The sequence below is a fragment of the Nocardia sp. NPDC006630 genome, assembly GCF_040611495.1.
Taxonomy (GTDB): Bacteria; Actinomycetota; Actinomycetes; order Mycobacteriales; family Mycobacteriaceae; genus Nocardia.
The window spans coordinates 549,281-564,023 of record NZ_JBEXOK010000002.1; the positions used below are offsets into that span (position 1 = coordinate 549,281).

At 65.2% G+C, this 14,743-nt stretch carries 15 protein-coding genes; 6 read left to right on the forward strand and 9 right to left on the reverse strand.

Features of this window, described 5'->3' with window-relative positions; translation table 11 throughout:
- The first annotated feature begins 136 nt into the window (after window positions 1-136).
- Complete coding sequence (locus tag ABZX86_RS06995; protein ID WP_355120847.1) at window positions 137-682, forward strand: GNAT family N-acetyltransferase; 546 nt, start codon at window positions 137-139, stop codon at window positions 680-682.
- 217 nt (window positions 683-899) lie between these two features.
- Window positions 900-1,409, forward strand: a complete 510-nt coding sequence (locus ABZX86_RS07000) for a DUF4189 domain-containing protein (protein WP_355120849.1) — start codon at window positions 900-902, stop codon at window positions 1,407-1,409.
- A gap of 113 nt (window positions 1,410-1,522) precedes the next feature.
- Here ABZX86_RS07000 and ABZX86_RS07005 read toward each other — a convergent pair whose 3' ends face one another.
- The 6 genes from ABZX86_RS07005 to ABZX86_RS07030 all read right to left on the reverse strand — a co-directional run bounded on the left by ABZX86_RS07005 (window position 1,523) and on the right by ABZX86_RS07030 (window position 7,383).
- Window positions 1,523-2,374 carry an acyl-CoA thioesterase domain-containing protein gene (locus tag ABZX86_RS07005; RefSeq protein WP_355120851.1) on the reverse strand — a complete coding sequence of 284 codons (852 nt, stop codon included), beginning with the start codon at window positions 2,372-2,374 and terminating at the stop codon, window positions 1,523-1,525.
- Between the two features lie 353 nt (window positions 2,375-2,727).
- Window positions 2,728-2,877 carry a hypothetical protein gene (locus ABZX86_RS07010; RefSeq protein WP_355120853.1) on the reverse strand — a complete coding sequence of 50 codons (150 nt, stop codon included), beginning with the start codon at window positions 2,875-2,877 and terminating at the stop codon, window positions 2,728-2,730.
- A 921-nt stretch (window positions 2,878-3,798) separates the two neighbouring features.
- Window positions 3,799-4,581 (reverse strand): hypothetical protein, encoded by a 783-nt coding sequence (locus tag ABZX86_RS07015; protein WP_355120855.1) that lies wholly within the window; start codon window positions 4,579-4,581, stop codon window positions 3,799-3,801.
- A gap of 372 nt (window positions 4,582-4,953) precedes the next feature.
- On the reverse strand, window positions 4,954-5,595 hold the full coding sequence (gene merB / locus ABZX86_RS07020; RefSeq protein ID WP_355120857.1) for an organomercurial lyase: 642 nt from the start codon (window positions 5,593-5,595) through the stop codon (window positions 4,954-4,956).
- A 71-nt stretch (window positions 5,596-5,666) separates the two neighbouring features.
- Window positions 5,667-6,215: a TetR family transcriptional regulator gene (locus tag ABZX86_RS07025; RefSeq protein ID WP_355120859.1), complete on the reverse strand. Its 549-nt coding sequence runs from the start codon at window positions 6,213-6,215 to the stop codon at window positions 5,667-5,669.
- Between the two features lie 67 nt (window positions 6,216-6,282).
- Complete coding sequence (locus ABZX86_RS07030; protein WP_355120861.1) at window positions 6,283-7,383, reverse strand: hypothetical protein; 1,101 nt, start codon at window positions 7,381-7,383, stop codon at window positions 6,283-6,285.
- Between the two features lie 437 nt (window positions 7,384-7,820).
- On the opposite strand from ABZX86_RS07030, the gene ABZX86_RS07035 reads away from it, so the two are divergent.
- Window positions 7,821-8,231: a DUF393 domain-containing protein gene (locus ABZX86_RS07035; protein WP_355120863.1), complete on the forward strand. Its 411-nt coding sequence runs from the start codon at window positions 7,821-7,823 to the stop codon at window positions 8,229-8,231.
- A gap of 300 nt (window positions 8,232-8,531) precedes the next feature.
- Here ABZX86_RS07035 and ABZX86_RS07040 read toward each other — a convergent pair whose 3' ends face one another.
- Both ABZX86_RS07040 and ABZX86_RS07045 read right to left on the reverse strand, forming a co-directional pair.
- The gene (locus ABZX86_RS07040; protein ID WP_355120865.1) at window positions 8,532-9,464 is read right to left on the reverse strand and encodes an NADP-dependent oxidoreductase; all 933 of its coding nucleotides are present in this window, start codon (window positions 9,462-9,464) and stop codon (window positions 8,532-8,534) included.
- The gene (locus tag ABZX86_RS07045; RefSeq protein ID WP_355120867.1) at window positions 9,461-10,186 is read right to left on the reverse strand and encodes an SDR family NAD(P)-dependent oxidoreductase; all 726 of its coding nucleotides are present in this window, start codon (window positions 10,184-10,186) and stop codon (window positions 9,461-9,463) included. The genes ABZX86_RS07040 and ABZX86_RS07045 overlap by 4 nt, the downstream gene beginning before the upstream one ends.
- 48 nt (window positions 10,187-10,234) lie before the next feature.
- Between ABZX86_RS07045 and ABZX86_RS07050 the strand changes: the two genes are divergently transcribed.
- A complete protein-coding gene (locus ABZX86_RS07050; protein WP_355120869.1) occupies window positions 10,235-11,131 on the forward strand; it encodes a LysR family transcriptional regulator in 897 nt (298 codons plus the stop codon).
- 77 nt (window positions 11,132-11,208) lie between these two features.
- On the opposite strand, the gene ABZX86_RS07055 is transcribed toward ABZX86_RS07050, so the two are convergent.
- On the reverse strand, window positions 11,209-12,066 hold the full coding sequence (locus ABZX86_RS07055) for a helix-turn-helix transcriptional regulator (RefSeq protein ID WP_355121304.1): 858 nt from the start codon (window positions 12,064-12,066) through the stop codon (window positions 11,209-11,211).
- A 156-nt stretch (window positions 12,067-12,222) separates the two neighbouring features.
- On the opposite strand from ABZX86_RS07055, the gene ABZX86_RS07060 reads away from it, so the two are divergent.
- Both ABZX86_RS07060 and ABZX86_RS07065 read left to right on the forward strand, forming a co-directional pair.
- Entirely contained in the window at window positions 12,223-13,125 is a 903-nt protein-coding gene (locus ABZX86_RS07060; RefSeq protein WP_355121305.1) for an MBL fold metallo-hydrolase, read from the forward strand.
- Window positions 13,126-13,157: 32 nt separating this feature from the next.
- Window positions 13,158-14,582 carry a carboxylesterase family protein gene (locus tag ABZX86_RS07065; RefSeq protein ID WP_355120871.1) on the forward strand — a complete coding sequence of 475 codons (1,425 nt, stop codon included), beginning with the start codon at window positions 13,158-13,160 and terminating at the stop codon, window positions 14,580-14,582.
- Window positions 14,583-14,743 lie beyond the last annotated feature (161 nt).

Sequence of the window (14,743 nt, forward strand, 5' to 3'; positions counted from 1 at the left end):
GCGGGCATTGCGCTTCGACGGCTCCGCGATTGTGTCGACCCGCAACACCGCCGACGCCATACTCCCAAACACTCACCTGTATGTCTTGGGGTCAATTGCGATGATCCGTCGGCGGGACGTCGCCTAGATTCGGATCATGTTGGCGTACACGGACTTCCCGGCGAGCCTGTCCACTCAGCGACTCCGGCTGCGGCGCTGGCGTCCCTCGGACGCGCAGGCGCACCGGGCATTGTGGGCGGAACGCGATGTGCGGGCTCTGCGAAGGATCGACGCGGACGGGCGGCCGACGGTCGAGGAAATGCGTGAGTGGTTGGTAGCCAACCCTCTTGGCGCCGATCCTGGTCTGGGGTTGCTTCCCATCGAGCTTCGAGACACCGGCGAGTTCATCGGCTACTGCGGTCTGATCGTCGGCCAAGCGTCGTATGACGAACCGGAGATCGCCTACGAGCTTGCCCAGCGAGCCCACGGACGCGGGTATGCCACCGAGGCCGCCCGTGCAGTTGTCGAGGCCGCTGCCGACACGGGACGACGGCGATTGTGGGCGACGGTGCGGGAATGGAATACCGCTTCGTTCCGCGTTCTGGAGAAACTCGGCTTCGACCGCAGCGGGCGGGTCGACCCGGATACCGAACGCGGCGACTCGATTTGGCTGACACGCGAACTCGATACGCCGGCTGTGTAGATGCAGGCGTGACAGTTCATCCCGGCCAGACGTGTCCAATCGGCTCAAGCGCACTCGATTGCCGCGAGCCACGCTGACTGAACCGGCCGGCGCAATGCATCGGAAGCTCAACCAGCAGCATTCATCGTCATGGCCCGAACCGCTTGGGAAGCACGGGGGTTCGCCTCGGGGAATGTGATCTTGAAGGTTGATCGCGAGAACGTGCCGCTGATCGGCGATGATCGTCGAGTTCATGTGTGCGAGTGTTCTCAGGGGAATGTGCTTGATGAAGTTCATGGGTAAAGCCGTTGTCGCGGTTGCGGCGCTGGGCCTTACGGCCGGGTCTGCGATCGGTGCCGGTGCGGCGAAAGCGGCCGATACCGCACAGGGGTCCGAGCTGTTCGGTGCAATCGCGTTCAGTATGCAGGAGTGGAACTACGGCACCAGCGTTGATGCGGTGAGTGGCGAGGCGGCGGTCGACGAGGCGCTGGACAGCTGCGGCTGGGATGGCGCTACCGACTGTGTTGTCCTGGTGCACTGGGCCGATGGCTGCGGCGCGCTGGTCTACACCAGCGATGACACGAGCCATGGCGTCGGCGCGGGTGTGGGCGATGACCGAGACACCGCGTTACGCCGTGCGTACATCGGGCTGGCCCGCTACTATCCGCGAGCGATACTTGCCGATACCGGGTCCGCGGAACTGTCGCAGGCAGATGTCGTGGAAGTGCTCTGCACCTCGAACATGTGACTCGCAGCCTCCTAGGAAGAAGGCATTGTGCCGGTGACGATTTCATCGTCACCGGCACAATGCAACATCCTGAATGCCGTAATGCGCGCTGTTCGATGTGTTCGCGCGGCAAGCTACTGAGCAGAGTCGAAATCGGGCTGGTAGGCGTGATCGGTTTCCGTCCATTGTTCGGGCCTGCTCGCTGAGTCGAGACTGCCGGCGGTATGGGCGACCGAGCCGACCATGCTGATTCCGAAGCGGCCCTGGGCATCCCACATGGTCGCCGACCCGGTGGCGATACCGTCGCTGGAGAGGTGATTGTCGGCTTCGATCCCGACGACCGGGCTCATCGGCAGCCGCGCCAGCAGAATCGTCACGTCGTGGTTGATGAACCCGATTCCGCGGTCACTCCAACTGGTGAGAGTGTTGGTCAGTTCACCGACCATGGCGGCCCGGACGAACGGGGTGTTGTCCGTACCGGCGATGACCTGTGGCTGGTCGAACCACAGGCGTTTGCGGCCGGCGTTCTGGTGTTCGGGCATCGAACTGCTCCACCGGTCTGGATGCTCGTCGCTACCCCACAGAATGCCCGGCCTGGGAAGTTGCGCAGCCAGCGAGTCGGTGAGGGTCATCGAGTCACCAGCGGGCTGCCAGCGTGTGCCCGACGGATCACGGGACGGCCGGATCGCCACCATCGACGCGCGCGCGACGATCCGTTCACCCTGTCGCACAAGCACATCGGCGATGCGGATGCTTCGCCCTTCCCGCACGGGAGTGATCTGCGTCTGCAGCGGGGCATATGTCGGCTGCCGGAAGATGTCCAACACGAACTTCGCTGGGCGATATCCGGGTTCGGTCCAGGCTGATTCCACCGCGTGCGCGGTAAGCCCCGCGAGCGCCTGTCCGTTGATCGAGTCGGGAGACCACTGACTTTGCGCGAACGGGAGGGGATGGAACTGGTCGCCTCGATGTTCGAAATAGGCCATGCTTTCCCCTCCGTGCCGATCGTGACGCGTCCGACTGACGTCGCGAACATATTAGAACGTGTTTCACTTTGCTGCAATATCGGATGCCCGACCAGACAACTTTCAACATCTACAATGAGGGCCTCCGCAACACATCATGGGACCTGAGGTGCAATCTTGGTGGAGCGTCGCCGACAGACTCCTGGCCGCCACTGTCGATTACCCACGTCGAGACGTGTATGTAACGCGTTCTAGTTTATGTGCCAGGGGACACGCTGATCGAACCGGCCAGGATGCCGAAGGAGTATCCGGACCTGGGAATTCGCGGGCCTCGACTGGCCCTGGGATCTATTCGGGCGCAGGCGATGTCCTCGCTACACGTCCGATGTCACTAGGCGATCGAGGATTTCGGCTACCTCTTTGCCGTGCAGCCGTACTCCCGTATGACTGGTGTCGACGGTCTGGACATCGAAGCGATTGCCAGGGGTGAGGGCATCGGCCTCGGCGATCATCTTGTCCTGCAAGTCGATTGGTATGGCCCGATCCTGAGCAACTGCTCATCGGTGACTACGCCGCGGAATTGCCATGCGCTCCATGCGCGAGAACGAACGTCAGCCGGCCGTCCCATCGTCTCCTACCGCCGTCAGTAGCTAAGCCCTCCATGAACTTCCTTTCGTCGCATGCACCACTCGAGCCACCTGGCACACCATCCCTCTCGCTACGGTCGACACCCTGACTAATCAGGGTGAGATTGATTGGGGTACATGCGATTCGGGCGACATCAAGACCTCGGACGTCTGGGCGGCGATCTTCGGGAGCAATACATACAACTGCCGCGACCCGCGCGCTTCACGGCAGATTACGGACGCTTCTGCTCCCGAACGAAGCGCGCCAGCACGGCCGCCAGTGTTGGGCTATGCGAGGACGTCGAGACGACCTGGTCGTGTGGATCATCGCTCTCGGGGTTTTGCCACGTGAGGCGGAAGAGGTCCTGCGGATAGGGGCGTACGCCGTTCAGTCGCGAGTACGGGTTCGGCTGGACGAACAGTTCGTAAAGGCGTGCATCGGTTCCCACGACGTAGTCGCCGCCCGGCGAGTCGATCCTCCAGCCTCGAACAGACTGTCGTCGCCCCAGGAGGCCGAACTTCTTTGGGAGAGTCTGGTTATGTTCAGCCGTCGAGATCGAATACCCAGGCTCCGCATCGTCGTGACGAACGCGGCCAACTCCCGCTCCGCGTCCCGAACCGCAGATCGCTTCGCTTCGATCACGGCGTCAGATTCACCGCTCCCGGCTGCGTTCGCCGCCAATTGCACTTCCACATATCGATTTTGGTCTGTGGCACCGCTGTCCGGATCGGCCATACGGCTCTCCGAAAGATCAACGGGCAGAGTGCCGCTCGGGCACGGATAGTGCGCGATAATGCCGACGAGCTCGCGGACTACGGCTACGGGTCCGACTCATATTGAGCCACAAAGTCGTTCGGTCGTTCTCGCGCGAGGCGTCCATAGCGCTGCTGGTACTCGGTGATGGCATCGGAGCCGCTGCCCTCGATCTCTGCCTTGATTCTCTTGACTGCGAGATATGTTTGGCGGGTGAGGATGAGATCGTCGATCGACGCTTCGTCGGCGACGGCCGCACGATTCTGTTTGCGGAGCTGCACGAGCACCGGCTCGACCGACTGCAGCAGGCCCCGTTCGAAACGTGCACTGTAGCGGCGCTTGCGTCGAGACTCGGCATCGACGACCTCGAAGTCCAATATGACCCGGCTGTCGCCGAATCCATCGAAGAGGTCGAACGGACCCAGCCCACAGGCCTCGAATTCGTCCTGTGTGCACGACCATGGGGTCAGGTCGGCGACCGAGTCCAGCTTCGGCTGCGGAGCCCCGGGCCTTCGAAGGAGTCGACGGAAGACCTGACGGGGTCCCCGGGGTACCTCCATCAGCTCGATCTGGAAGTCGGGCCAGAATGACAGATCCCACCGCGCGTATCGTGCGACGTGCGCTCCGTCCGGGTGCGAGTCCTCTGAAGCCGTTGCGCCCCAAGCTGTTACGTATCCAGCGAGTGATCCGAAGCTACTCATCACATCCGCCGATCGCCACCGCTTCCCGGCGGCCGCGGAGTCTGCGTGAGTGGCACCGATCCGATCGAGCAGGTCTGCGACTCGAGCCGGGGCGGTCGTGCACATCGCGTGCAGCATCGCCAGTTGGTAGTCGTACAGCGTTGTCATAGGCTCGCCCCTCCCCCATCGGCTCGATCCTTACCGAACGTAGCAGCATGGCAAGAACACACTGATCCGCCGCATGTCGCGCTGATCGAACCGGCCAGAACGACGCGACGGAAGATCAACTGACTGTGGCCATCCCGAGGTTGGACGAGCTGCGTCGCCGTGCGCCTGCACTTACCCGAGCGATGTCTCTGTCGACGAGAATCCTGCGCCGAGGGCCGAGGTTCAAGCCATGCCTTCCAAGAGCGCACCGGATGCCCCTGGAGTAGGGATCATCCGTCCCAGTTCCCGAGATGTAGCGTACTGAGCCATTTCTCGGGTCGCCGCAGTGGCCCGATCGTGACTGCCTCAGAAAGGCCCGAGGGGCGGGTGTGTCTAGACCGCGTTGGCATCGACGAGTCGTTTGATCGCGGCCCAACCCCGCTGGGCTGGCGCGACGGCGATTGTGGGATCCTCGGCTGCGGCGGCTTCGGCAGCCGCACCGGTGGCGTAGAGGTTGACGTGGTTGCAGAACACGTGGCGGATCTCCCCGCCGGTGGCCGGTGCCAGGGACATGTGGGCGTCGGGGTGCGACAGGTTGTCCAGGCCGGTGGAGGTGACGGTGAAGGTGATCTTCTCCCCGGTGATCGGACAGATCGTTTCCGCGGGTGCGTCGACGCCCAGGAGGAGGGGGAACATGATCGCGTCACCCATGCACCAGTTGTAGTAACGCTTGCCGTAGAGCTCGGTGATGTGATTCGCGGTGGGGGCCAAGGAGATTCCGGCGCCGATGATGTCGCCGTTCTCGTCGAGTTCGACGTCGTAGTCGCGGTCGGAGTAGTACTTCACGAACCCGATGTGGCGGTCGGCCTCGGGCAGTCCGGCGTCGGCGACGCTGATCGGTACCGGTCCGTGTTCGAGCAGGTAGGGCATGATCGGCATCCCGGCGGCGAGGAGTTCACGGCCGGTTGGTGTGGACCATTTGGCGATGAGGTCGTCGGTGAGCTTGTCGAAGCGGGCCTGCATGGTGGTGTTCATGGCATGTCCTTTCGTCGAATGAAGCTGTCGAGTCATCGAATCGGGGTCCCGGTCCCCGGCGTCGTGGGTGGCTACCGGCGCTCGGCTCCCTTCAGCAGGCCATCGAGAACGGCGCGCAACGCGAGGCGGTCTGGCTCGCCGACGGTGAGCAGGCCAGCGGCCGCGGAGATCCAGTAACCGTCGGCCAGCAGCCGGCCGGCCAGGAGGGAAGCGCGTTCGTGCGCGGGCAGCTCTTCGGGCAACATCAGCCAGGGTTCGAAGTGCCGTGTCCAGGCTTCAGTGAGAGCCGGGCGGTAGTGCGCGTCGGCGAAGATCGCGAAGTCGCTGCGATCGAACTCCGCCTCCAACGCGACCCGGGCGTAGACACTGATCCGTTCGTATGGTGAGGCGTCCTGCGGCGGGTGGCCGAGCCGCTCTCGCAGCAGTCGTTCCCAGCGGGCGGCGACGTGATCGACCACGGCCAGCATCAGTGCGTGTTTGGTCGGGAAGTGATACATCAACCCGGGCTTGGTGAGCCCGACCTGGCGGGCCGCGGATTCGAGGGTGATCGACCCGCCCTCTTCGGCGCGCAGCAGCTCCAGCGCGCCGTCGAGGATCCGATTCCGAGAGTCAGCAACCATGCGGTTAACTTTACCATCCGGAAGGTAAAGTTCTCTGTGACGCGCAGCACCACCGCCCACGGCGCAGTCATTCGCCTAAGTTCGGGTCACGTCGACTGAGGTCGTCGAGGATGCGGTACGCCCATTCGCGAGTTCGCTCATTGTCGCTGCTGGCTGCTGCGACTGGAATGGCATGCCATAGCGGTGTGGTGATGAGTGACCAGTAACCGGTTCGTAGCGATTGCACAGTTTCCCAGTCCGGTGGAGGGACGTTGGGCCGACCGTCCAGAAAATGGGCGAGGGCCCACACCCAGCGATAACGATCAGGGCTTGGAGCGAGTCCACGTATATGTGAGAGGTAGTGGGCGAGAACCTGTTCGGCGTGTTCGTAGTCCCAGAGGGTGCCACCCATGCCGTCACACCAGGCCAGGGTGGATATCAGGTCGCCGGTGTGGTCGATGAGGGCCTCATCGGCGTCCGGTGCTGCGATCGCTTCGTGGACGGGTGCGGTGCAGGCGACCTTGTAGGCGAATTCGCCGTTGAGGTAGTCACCATCGCAAGCCTTGCGCAGTAGCCACGGCTCGGCTGCGCGATCACCTAGTTCGCAAATGGCATAGACCATGTACACCCGGCCCCAGCCCGCGGTGCGGTCGGCGAGCCAGATGAGGTTGGTCGTCGCATCGGGCAGCCGGGCAAGAGCCTGGGAGGCGAGCAGTCCGAAGGTATTGGACAGCAAACCGATCGTCTGGATCAGTGAGACGTCTTCGCCGGTTCCGACGACGGCGAGCATCGCCATGCCGAGCACGGCCGGGTTCTCGTCGGTGCTGGTGCGGGCGAGGTGGCGGCCGAGCTCGCGAGCGTGCCCGGGGTCCGCGCGGCTGATTGCCTCGGCGATCGAAGGCCACAGGGCAATCTCGATGTCGTACTCGATGACCTCGCGGCACAGCCGTGCGATGTCGCGGTGTTCCGTTGGGGTGCTGAAGTATTCATCGATGAGTCGACTTGTACGGGTGCCCTGGAAATCAGATTCATCGCCACTCGCCCGGCGGATGCCTCGGCGGTCGGCGTCGGGATACGGTCTGCCTTCATAAGGCAGGGGAATGCCTGGGTATCTGCGGGCAAGGGCGGACGCGTGGTCGTAGAAGGTGGTTTCTCGGCTGGGCTGAGCCGAGCCGGTGGACGCGCTCATCGCGCGGTGGAGAACTCGATTCTTCCGATCATGAGAGCCGATGGTGACAGGCGTTGGCGGCCTGGGCAACTGGATTGGCATCGCGGGCAGAGCGATCGCGTCGTCCGGTCACGCCACCGCCTCGCCCACCACGAGGAGATCGAGGGTCTACGAACAGAGGGTCGTGCGGCCGCTTTTCGGCCCGACGGGATCACGTACGGGTCCTGATCCATTCGTCACTTCGCGAGTACGCAGAGACGCACTGAAATTTCGCATTCCGCGCTAACCGAGGCAGTCACTGCGGGGCAGCGTGGAGGCGAGAACCTCGGCGATGCAAGAACATTCGCGAGTGCCGCAGTCGTAGCAGGTGACTTCACTCTCAGTGGCCGATCGTGGGATTCCTTGTGTGCCGATGGAAATCTAGGATCAACAGCGAGGTCCAAAAGGGAGGGAGCCCCATGACGGACACAGCATCCACCGCACAGGCAGCGCAACGGCCCTTGGTGGTATTCGATGGCGATTGTGCGTTCTGCACCGCCAGCGTCGATTTCATCCGGGACCGAATAGGGCCGGACGTCGATTTCGCGCCGTGGCAACGACTCGACCTGACCGCTCTGGGACTGACGGAACAGCAGGTCGAAACCGCTGTTCAGTGGATCGATGGTGGCGGGGGCCGAGCCTCAGGGGCGCGCGCCGGCGCACTGCTGCTGCGTCGTGCCACCCAGCCTTGGCGCGCAGTGGGCACGATCATGCTGGTTCCGCCGATCAACTGGCTGGCGGCCGGGCTCTACCGCCTCGTCGCCAAGAACCGGCATCGCCTCCCCGGCGGCACCCCCGCCTGTGCCTTCCCGAACCCGACGCAGAACTGAGGCGGTACCGCGTACAGCACGCACTCAATCGCCCTTGACCGCGTTGATCGGACCAGCCAGCCCGGAGATGCCGCATGGCGCGCGGTTCGGATAGGCCACCCGTGCTGCCGGAAGAACAACGGGCAGCGGAGATCTGGCGCTGGGCAGACGCACTGATCTCAGGGATCCGATCTTCGCACCAGTCTCGGGCTAGCCGAATGCCGGATGTGTAGCCGGCAGTGTCGTGGTTGCAGACAACCGCGCTGACAGGAATCAGCTCCTGCGGTTGAGCAGTCCTGAAAGCGCGCCGCAGTGTGTCGGTTAGGGCCTCAGCACGATTTTGCCGTGGGTGTGTCTGCGTTCGAGTTCGGCGTAGGCCTGGCGGACCTGCGTCAGCGGGTAGACGTTTGCGATCGGGACTTCGAGGTGTCCGTCGGCGATCAGGCGAGCCAGTTCGGCGAGGGGCTCGACACCCTGCCTGCCGTGGGGGCCTGGTTCGGTTTTGACCCCGTACCTTGCGGCTGCTGGGAAATCGATGAGGGTGTCGATCCGGTCGATTGCGATGCCGAGAGCGAGGGCCAGTTCGACGTAGCCGTCGCCGTAGGTGTCGATGAAGGCGTGGATGGCGGCCGGGGCGGCGGCCTTGATCCGGTCGGTGACGCCGTCACCGTGTGCGACGGGGATTACGCCGTGGCTTCGCAGCCACTCGTGGTTGCGCTCGCTCGCCAGGCCGATGACTGTGGCTCCGGCGCGGCGCGCGAGCTGAACGGCGATCGAGCCGACTCCCCCGGCCGCTCCGGAGACGACGACGGTCTCGCCCTGCTCGAGTTGTACGGAATGCACTGCACCCCATGCGGTTACGCCCGCAATGTACAGGCCGCCCGCCACCTCCCAGGGGACGTTCTTCGGTTTGGGGGTGAGGTTCGTGACGTCGACGAGGACCAACTCGGCCTGGGCGGACCGCTGCTCGGAGAATCCGATCACCTCGTCGCCGGGCGCGAATCGGCCGGCGCCGGCGCCGATCTCGGCGACAACCCCGGCGAGATCGCTGCCCTGCCCGGAGGGAAACGTCGAGGGAAAGATATGCGTCATCGCTCCGGTGCGCAGTGCCGCCTCACCGGGGTTGATGCCTGCCGCTCGCACCTGCACTAGGACCTGCCCTGCCCCCGGCACGGGGCGGTCGACCTCCTCGATCCGCAGGACGTCGATGCCGCCGAATTCGTCGTACCTGACAGCCTTTGTCGTGCCCGTCACCACTGCACTGTTCCCTCGTCATCGAAGAATCCGCCGGTCGGTCCGCCGTCGGGCAGGGTCGCGAGGTGAATCGCGATCGCCGCACCCTGTTCTGGTGTGCGGACACCCTGGAAGCCGTTGAGGTCGGTGGCGGTGAAACCGGGGCAGCCGGAGTTGATCAGGATGTTGGTGTCGCTCAGTTCCTTGGCGTATTGGATGGTGAGGGCGTTGAGGAAAGTCTTCGACGCCAAGTACGCGGCGGGAAGCGGGCCCATGTCGATGCCGGGTGTGGTCTGCACGGCGAGCGAGCCGACACTGCTGGACATATTGACGATTCGCGGTGAGGCCGAGGCGCGCAGCATGGGCAGCATCGCGTTGGTGACCCGGATGACGCCGATCACATTGGTTTCCACCACAGTTCGCACGATCGTGGGCTCGAGTGTGGTGGGTGTCTGTGGCATACCGCCGACGATCGCGGCATTGTTGACCAGAACATCGAGCCCTCCGGCATGGTCGGCGATCAGCTCGGCCGCCGCAGCCGCACTCGCGTCGTCGGTCACGTCGAGCGGCACACCGAACGCATCGATCCCGGCCGCGCGCAACTTCTCCACCGCGGTGTCGCGGCGCTGCCGATCCCTCGCGCCCACACCGATTCGCCAGCCGAGGGCACCCAAGCCCGCGGCGATCTCGTATCCGATTCCCTTGTTCGCGCCGGTCACCAGTGCGATCGTCCGTTCACTCATGCCTTTGATCATGTTGCGGGCTCGGGTGTGCCGTCCAAGACCGATTGAGTGGGCGGCGATACCGCACGGGTATCGGTCGTGGTGAGCGCCGGATACGATGACGCGGTGGAGACGCGGGAGTTGCGATATTTCGTCGCCGTCGCCGAGGAATTGCACTTCGGGCGGGCGGCACAACGGCTCGCGATGGCGCAACCACCGCTGTCGCGGGCGATCCAGCAGCTGGAACGACGGCTCGGAGTTGTTCTGCTGCACCGCAGTTCGCGCGCGATCACGTTGACCGAGGCCGGGTCGGTGCTGCTGCGGGAGGCCCGGCTCGCACTCGAAGCGGTCGAAGCCGCCGAGCGCCGCACCCGCCGCGCCGCCGCCGACCGGCCCGGTATGGTGCTGGCCACCAAGGCGGGAGCGTCCAGCGAACTGCTGGCGAAGCTGCTGGACGCCTACGCCGCCGAGCCCTTCGCCGTCGCGGTCGAGGTGATGCTGTGCGGGCCCGGCGAACCGGAAAGGCTGCTGCGCAACGGAAGTGCCGATGTTGCTCTGCTTCACCGGCCCTACGACACGACCGCCGGACTCGACACCGAGGACCTGCACACCGAACGGCAGATCGTGGTCCTGCCCGCGGGGCACCCCTTCGCCAACCGAACCCACCTATCGATGGCCGAGGTCGAAGCCCTGACGGACCTGCCCCTGCCGCGCTGGCCCCGACCGGATGGCAGTTATCCGGACGGCCCCGGCCCGCAGGTTCGCGACCATACCCAGCTGACCCAGCTGATCACGCTCGGACGGGCCTGCGCGGTGATGCCCGAATCGCTCCGCGCCCAGCTGCGCGACGATCACGCCATCGTGCCGGTGCCGGACGCACCGGCGGTCACGACCGTCATCGCCTGGCCGCCGCACAGCAGATCCAAAGCCGTCGCCGACCTCGTTCGCACGGCGATTCGCCTCTAGCCGACAAACATCCGCGGTCACACCCCGCGTCGGATGGTGCGCCCACTCCGGTGGGGTGCGACCGGCCGAGGAGGCGGTTATCGGTCGGCTGTGGCCTGCGCGGTCGGCCGGGCGAGCAGGGTGAGAGCGTTCTCCGAACGAGAACCGCTCGCGGTGGTGACCACGACGACGGACTGCTCCGGTGAGCGCGCCACGATCAGGATGTGCTGGGCGACGGTGAGCGTGCCCACCAGAGGATGGCGGAGTTCATACTCGTCGGCTTCGCACGGTGTGACCCGGTGATCGCTCCAGAGTGTGGCGAACGCAGGGCTTTTCATGGACAGCTCCCCGATCAGGGAGGCCAGCCGCGCGTCCTCGGGGTGCCGACCGGCGACGAGGCGAAGGTTGCCGACCACGGCGCGGGCCTTGCGTTGCCAATCCACATACAGGTCGCGGGTGTGTGGATCGAGGAACAGCAGGCGGGCCAGATTCGGGCGATCGGCGGGGCGGTCGGGCGCGGTGGCATCGATATGCCCGGCCAGTAGCGCGTGACCCAGTGTGTTCCAGGCCAATACATCGGTGCGCCGGCCGAGGACCAGGGCGGGCGCGGTCTCGAACGAGCGCAGCAGATCACGGGTCAGTGGACTGAGCCGTTCCGGCGCCGGCGTGCGCTGCGGCCGGGGACGCTGTGTGGCGAGTTCACGCAGGTGGGTCCGTTCGTGCTCGTCGAGTCGCAGGGCCGCGGCGAGCGCGTCCAGGACAGCATCGGAGGCGTTGACCGACTGGCCTTGTTCCAGACGCGTGTAGTAGGACACGCTCACCCCCGCCAGCTGGGCAAGTTCCTCCCGGCGTAGCCCGCTCACTCGCCGACGCTGCGGAAATGATTGCAGGCCAACGTCTTCGGGACGAAGGCGCGCACGTCGCGCGTGGAGAAACTCACCCAGCTGGCCAGCGATACCTGAACTCACATCCCCAGTATGCGTCGCACTCGCACGGCGAGCCTGTCCCTGCCGGGGGTAGGCACAAGCAGGGCTGGTTGCCCCCGCACACCGCGCTGCACGCTGGTCGAAAGATCAGCGAACCGCAAAGGAACGGCTATGAACGACACAACTGTGAACGACATCGTGCTCGGCGATGTGACGATCACCCGGGTCATGGAGTACTTCGGTTCGGTGGAGATGTCGCCGGCCACCTTCTTCCCGGAAAGCCCCGATACGGCGTGGCGGCAGCACCAATCCTGGCTTGCCCCAGACTTTCTCGACTCGGAGACCAACGGGTGCCGGTCGGCCTTGCAGACCTGGGTACTGCGCAGTGAGGGCAAGACGATCCTCATCGACACCGGCGCCGGCAATCACAAAGAGCGGCCCTACGCGCCGGTGTGGGGCCACCTGAACACCGACTTCCTCGGCAATCTCGCGCGCGCCGGGATCGCACCCGAGGACGTCGATGTGGTGGTCAATACGCATTTGCATGTGGACCATGTCGGCTGGAACACCCGCCTGCGGGATCGCACCTGGGTGCCGACGTTCCCCAATGCCACCTATCTCATGCCCAGGGCCGATTTCGATTTCTGGAATCCCGCCAACGGGCACAAGACGGTTTTCGGGCGCGGCAATCAGAACGTCTTCGAGGACAGTGTCGCCCCGGTGCACGAGGACGGACGAACGGTTCTGTGGGAGAACAGCTATCGGATCGACGGGAACTTGACACTGGACCTCGCACCCGGACACACACCCGGTTCTTCGGTGGTGACGCTGGAGTCGGGCGGCGATCGGGCGCTGTTCGTCGGCGATCTGCTGCACACGCCCTTGCAGTTCATCGAACCCGATATCAACAGCTGCTTCTGTGAGGATCCGGTGCAGGCCAGCGCCACTCGACGGCGGCTGCTGGGCTGGGCGGCGGAGCAGCACGCACTCGTATTGCCCGCGCACCTCGCCGGGCACGGCGCCGCCGAGGTCGCGCGCGAGGACGGCCGGTTCGTCATCAAGGAGTGGGCGCCCTTCGACCGCGTCTGACCCATACCTGACCCGCTGAACAGGAGCAAGCAGTGCCCGACCCGATCGTCACCACCACCGAGGGACTCGTCCGCGGCCGCGCCGAGGGCGGCGCCCACGTCTTCCTCGATATCCCCTATGCCGCAACGCCATTCGGTGCGGCGCGGTTCACCGCACCCGTATCGCACGCACCGTGGCAGGGCGTTCGAGACGCTTCTCGGCCCGGACCGACCGCACCGCAGCCGCGCCGGGACGGCTTCGGGGCGCTCGACATGTCACCGTATTTCGGTCCCGGCTGGGTGCCCGGCCAGGACTATCTGACGGTGAATGTGTGGGCACCTTCGACAGCCCGCAACTGCCCCGTCATGGTTTTCGTGCACGGCGGCGGGTTCGTCGCCGGTTCCACCCGGTCACCGCTCTACGACGGAACGGCCTTCGCCCGCGACGACATCGTGCTGGTGACTCTGAATTATCGGCTGGGCATCACCGGATTCCTCGATCTGCCAGGCGCACCGGCCAATCGCGGTCTGCTCGATGTGCTCGCCGCGCTGCGCTGGGTGCGCGGGAATATCGAAGCGTTCGGCGGTGATCCCGGCAATGTCACCGTATTCGGCCAGTCCGCCGGGGCCACGATCATCACCGGAATACTGGCCAACCCCGATGCGCGGGGACTGTTCCATCGCGCAATCGTGCAGAGCGGCAACGGACTTGGCGCCTTCACCGGCGAGCAGGCGGCACGGGTCACCCATGCCGCCGCCACCGCACTCGGTATCGAACCCACAGTCCCCGGCTTCGCCCGGATACCGGACGAACAGCTCATCGCGGTCCTGCCGAAGCTCGCCGGACTCGACCTGAGGACCGGTACCCACTGCGACCCGCTGGTCGGCCTGAGCCCGTTCAGTCTGGTGCTGGAGCGTCAGCCTGCCGACGCCGTGGCCGCGGGGGCCGGTGCGGAGGTCGCCCTCATGATCGGCACCACTACCGAGGAGGGCAATCTCTACCTTGTGCCACAGGGCAATCTGGCCACCTCGACCGATCAGGATGTGTACGACATCGCCGCCAGGATCCATGCCGACCCCGCCGCGCTGATCGCACACCACCGCACACGCCGACCGGGGGCCACGCCGGGTCAACTGCGTTCGGCAATCCTGGGCGACGCGTTGTTCGGCACCGGCAGCCGCCGGCTCGCACACGCGCATGCCGCCCGCACCTCGACCTACACCTACACCTACGAATTCGCCTGGCGCTCAACCGCGCTGAACGGTGCACTCGGCGCTGCGCACACCGTGGAACTGCCCTACGTATTCGACAACCTCCCTCTGCCCGCGCTCCACGGCCCCTCCGGGCTGCTCGGCGACACCGAACCTCCCGCCGCCCTCGCCATCGAAATGCACGGGGCGTGGGTCGATTTCGCTCGCACCGGCAATCCGGGCTGGACACCGCCGGAAACACATTCCTTCACCGCGGTCCCCGGGTGATAGTGAGGGCGCGCGTGCGATCCCGGCTATCTCAACTCCGCAGACGAGCTCCCCGATCCTCCCGATGAGGAGGTTGTCGAAGTCGCGAGTTCCCGCTGCGGATTCGCAGTCCCGATCTGGGACTCACACAGCCGCTTTCGCTGCCGTGTGAGTCGCAGATC

What these genes read in the sequence shown, in the direction of transcription:
- merB (WP_355120857.1), bottom strand. Translation starts at nt 5,595, where the DNA reads ATGAACACCACCATGCAGGCCCGCTTCGACAAGCTCACCGACGACCTC.
- ABZX86_RS07025 (WP_355120859.1), bottom strand. Translation starts at nt 6,215, where the DNA reads ATGGTTGCTGACTCTCGGAATCGGATCCTCGACGGCGCGCTGGAGCTG.
- ABZX86_RS07015 (WP_355120855.1), bottom strand. Translation starts at nt 4,581, where the DNA reads ATGACAACGCTGTACGACTACCAACTGGCGATGCTGCACGCGATGTGC.
- ABZX86_RS06995 (WP_355120847.1), top strand. Translation starts at nt 137, where the DNA reads ATGTTGGCGTACACGGACTTCCCGGCGAGCCTGTCCACTCAGCGACTC.
- ABZX86_RS07000 (WP_355120849.1), top strand. Translation starts at nt 900, where the DNA reads ATGATCGTCGAGTTCATGTGTGCGAGTGTTCTCAGGGGAATGTGCTTG.
- ABZX86_RS07030 (WP_355120861.1), bottom strand. Translation starts at nt 7,383, where the DNA reads ATGAGCGCGTCCACCGGCTCGGCTCAGCCCAGCCGAGAAACCACCTTC.
- ABZX86_RS07005 (WP_355120851.1), bottom strand. Translation starts at nt 2,374, where the DNA reads ATGGCCTATTTCGAACATCGAGGCGACCAGTTCCATCCCCTCCCGTTC.
- ABZX86_RS07035 (WP_355120863.1), top strand. Translation starts at nt 7,821, where the DNA reads ATGACGGACACAGCATCCACCGCACAGGCAGCGCAACGGCCCTTGGTG.
- ABZX86_RS07045 (WP_355120867.1), bottom strand. Translation starts at nt 10,186, where the DNA reads ATGAGTGAACGGACGATCGCACTGGTGACCGGCGCGAACAAGGGAATC.